Origin of the sequence: Mesorhizobium delmotii (assembly GCF_900149755.1) — a bacterium.
Lineage (GTDB): Bacteria > Pseudomonadota > Alphaproteobacteria > Rhizobiales > Rhizobiaceae > Mesorhizobium > Mesorhizobium delmotii.
The window spans coordinates 116,722-120,830 of record NZ_FUIG01000070.1 but is presented as its reverse complement, the minus strand read 5'-3'; the positions used below and the strand labels follow the sequence as shown (position 1 = coordinate 120,830).

Sequence of the window (4,109 nt, the reverse complement as noted above, 5' to 3'; positions counted from 1 at the left end):
CAGCGCCTTAGACGTGGCAAAAACGTCATCCTTGGCAAAGTTGGTGATGCGGTCATGCCCGCTCGTGCCTTCCTCCACGACGAAGAAGGTGTTGTGGTAGGGAGGCCCCGTCAGCGTATCGTTGGTCGAGGCCGATCCGTCCTGCGTCCCGGGACGGTCGATGATCGGGCAGTCAGAAGGTCCTTCCTCCACCCCCGAGATAACGATTGTCTCTGACGCGACATTTGAATCGCCGTGACCATCAGTGGCTTTGAATTGAAATGCTACTGATGCCGATTGACCGACGCCGAGATAATCGTATCGCCCGCTCGGATCGAAGCTAAAGGTCCCGTCCGCAGCGAGAGTAAGGCCGGAAGGCGCGGTACCCACGATGGCATAGCTTAGCGCATCGTTGTTGAGATCGATTGCGGCCAGAGACCCCTGCAGTGGTGTGTCCTCATTGGTGACTTGCGTCGCATCGAACGCGAGCGGCGGGGGATTGTCGCCCAAATGATCGACCTGGGTGCGTGCGCTATCAATGAGTGCGGCGAGTCTGTCTGGCGTCAGGGTGTCTATGAATGCATGGAACGAGTCTGGGTGTTTGATCATCGATTGAATCAGGTTCGATGCAGCGCCCTGAGAAAACAATTCGATCGCAGCTGTGTCATCGAGCAGCGCCTGCCCCGTCTCCGTCGCACCCTTGTCGTCCAAAGCCTTGTTCAACGCTACGATCATTGTCGCCAAGTCGCTTACGAAGCTAGGCGTCAGATTGACGTGCTCGGTTTGGGCAACTCCCGTGATCAGCACCGTGACAGCGGCGTGGTCTGTTAGGTTCAGTGCCGAGCCTTTGATTGCTTCCGCAATCGCAGAAAAGGCATCCTTCAACCCCGCACCAAGCTCTCCACCAGCACCGGACAAAGCAGCGCCTATGAGCGAGACCGTGTCGTAGACCTTTGCTGCGGCGACTTCAGCCAAACCACCGGCATTATCGCCGGCTTTGGCCGCGGCAATCGGATCGAGGGACGACAAATCGATAGTCGAAGATAGGTCGAGCGAAGCCAATACCTTCTGCTCTGGCGCCAAGACTCCCTCGGCTTGAAGGCGTGCAATGAGTGTGGTCAGAGGGGTGATGACCGAGTACCCAGCGGGAGCCGAAAGCTGACCCTTAAACGGCAGGTCAGTCGAGTTGTTGTTACCTCCAAATGCTATCAAACTCGACGAAGACTCCTGCAATAAGAAGCTTCCGTCCGACAATGTTAGAGCGGATGACTCTCCTGTGTCTAAGATGCTATTTTCATTAGAATCTGCAAATACCGTGGCGCCTTGTATATACCCCTTCACAACAACCGCATGGGTTGTCCACGAAGGATTTCCACCGTATCCTAGATCTTTCAACATGGCCGCATCCAATTCGGACACGGGATAAACATCAAGAGGGTTAGAACTACTGTTAAAAAGATCCGGGATAGATTTCGCTATATGTTCCCCGTCGGCGGCAAGTGGTACAGGCCCACCATTGGAAGCAACAGCATTCTTCCCCGTGAATGCATTACCCTTTGTCATCAAGTCGAAGGGCGTCTTTCGAGGTTCAACGGATGGTCTCAGTCCCATAATGTGTAGCAGCTCATGGGCAAGAATTTCTGTTACATCCTGGCCGCCCGTGTCATTACCCGCCTTTCCAGAGTACCACTTCTCAACCCGAGCCACGTCCAGAAATAGCGTCCCATCTGGATTATTTACAAAACCATTAGGGTCTGTTGTGCTTAATTGTTTATTATTGAGCTCCTCTAGCAGCAGTTGCGGTACCTTTACTAGAGGGTTCTTTCCGACTATTGGGATAGATTTCGGCTGAGCTCCCGCGAGGTCAGTCGGATCAACCAAACCTGTGCTAACCCAAATATCAAATTGGGGGACCGATATGCTGGCTCCAAGGGCCTGCTGAATTCGTCCCGCGGCGGCGTCTAAATCCGCCTGAAGTCGCGCCTGAAGTTCGGCATCAATGCTCAAGTTAAAGCTGGCATTTACGTGGACTGACGGGCCGTCATCGTCGACAATCGTTCCAACGCCTACCGCATCAGGTTTGCCGGTCGATAGCTCCGTAAAGGGGGAAATAATCGCTAAGGTTTCGGTCGAATTTGTCCCAACGCCGCTCAGTCTAACTGACAGTTGCTCAGTTGGCTCGATCAATCCATCAGGTGTAACTAGCACTGTAAAGCTTGCGTGTGTTTGGTTAGGGCCGAAAGTTACGTGCAGTGGGATAAGCGGTGGTCCATCAAGAAAGTCCTTTCCCGTCAACGCATTCTTATACAATAGATATGAATCGCTTGGCTGCACCTCAAGAAGTATGTCAAGAGCGCCGGTATTGAATGCGCGGTTGAGAAACACATCAAACGTGAGTTTAGTCGGCGCGCCCCCAGTTCCCTCAGTGACCTGTGGAGCATTGGCGATACTAACTGAAATTCCACTTAGACCTGCGGGTCCATACATCAATTCCGCATAAGATTTATCGAAGTCGGTTATCGTGTGATCTGCCGTCGAATAAAATTCCATCATCAAAGACGGCTCATTTGTCGACGTGTGATATAAGCCGATCGCGTGCCCTATCTCATGCGTCACGACGGCAGCTAATTTGCTGTCAATCGTAAAATTGCTGCCGCTCGTCGCGAGGTCGACATTGAGGCTCACGTCGAAGGAATCGTCCGTTAATTCCAGGCTGTTGCTTTTATAAGCTAACTTAAGGGAATCGAGGGTATTCACATTAGCGTACGAGGCCACGCTTGTCTGACCTAAGACATTTGGGTCAAATATCGCCGGGTCAAATTCTATTTTTATGTCTGCTTGCGCGGCAGCGGCCCCAGTTAGCTCTTTGAAAGTGATATTCGCCGCTAGCTGCCAGGCAGCAAAGGCGTTTCTGATCAACTCAAGAATTTGATCCCGATTTTCCGGCAGCGCCGCGTCAGCAAGAATTTCCTCAAGATTTGTATTATCGTAGCTCCAGGTTACCTCTCCTCCCGAGGTGCCGAGTTGGTCATCGCCCCATTTGAAAAAAACGGGAAGGAACTTATTGTTATCGTCAGGAAATTGAATGGCTTCAACATTAATTAGCTTGTCCGTTCCCTCGGATATCGTTCCGTCCCGTTTATCAGCAAACTGGAAATTTGTCCCATCGAACGTAATTACATAAGATGGTTGTTCGGACGGTAAATCTGGAAACGCACCGGTGTATTGAACAATATCAAAATCATAGCCGGCCACCGGCGTCGTCAGTTGCGATCCATTCGACCCGCCATCGATGGAGTCGTTTCCGTCTCCTCCATAGAGCACATCGTCACCCGCACCACCGTACAGAAAATCAACGCCTGAGCCGCGCGACTTTGCACCTATTGAGCCGTACAGCGTGTCATTTCCGCCGCCGCCATAGATGTGATCACTCCCAGCGCCACCGGTAATGAAATCGTTGCCCCCGAAGGTTATGTCACCGTCAGGCCCTATGCCATTGTTAATTGTGTCATCTGCTTCGAGTTGAACACTCGGGAGAAAGAGCGAAAAAAGAGGCGTTGGCGATCCGTATCCGTAAAGCCAATCATTGCCCGGGCCGCCTAGAAGAGAATCGTTCCCTAGACCGCCGTGGGCTTCGTCATCAAGATCGAATGTCTGGATAAAATCGATACCCCCGGCACCCCAAACGAAGTCATCAGCGGGAGAGGCTAAATCGGTATTCAGAGTTTCATCCGCATCTGTACCAATTCGAATTACCATCGCGGTTTCCTCCCAAAGTCCTACAAATAGACTTGGGCCATCTGTGACCACCCCAACGGTAACAGCGCCGTTGACTTCTCCACGGTCTCAATCAGACGTCCCCAGACTTGACTTACGCGAACAGCAGATCACCCGTGCCCGCTGCGCTGCCGAGGGTCGAGTAGACGTAGTAATCGACCCCGCCATGGTCGACCTGGCCGTCAAATTCGAGCGTCGTGACGGCGTTGCCCGTCGCGTTCTTGATGTCGACGTTGCCGACCTCGCCCGGCAGGCCTGGGTCGCCCGGTCCGCCAACCCCGCCCGACAGATCGAGGAGGTGGTTGGAACCGAAACCAATCTTGCCATCATTGTTCGAGTCGAACAGTTTCGTT

The 4,109-nt window shown here is 52.8% G+C and carries 2 protein-coding genes; both read right to left on the bottom strand.

Annotated elements, in window-relative coordinates; translation table 11 throughout:
- A partial coding sequence (locus BQ8482_RS33270; RefSeq protein WP_208867935.1) for a matrixin family metalloprotease occupies positions 1–3,738 on the bottom strand: 3,738 nt, incomplete at its 3' end.
- A gap of 112 nt (positions 3,739–3,850) precedes the next feature.
- A partial coding sequence (locus tag BQ8482_RS38820; protein WP_208867927.1) for a hypothetical protein occupies positions 3,851–4,109 on the bottom strand: 259 nt, incomplete at its 5' end.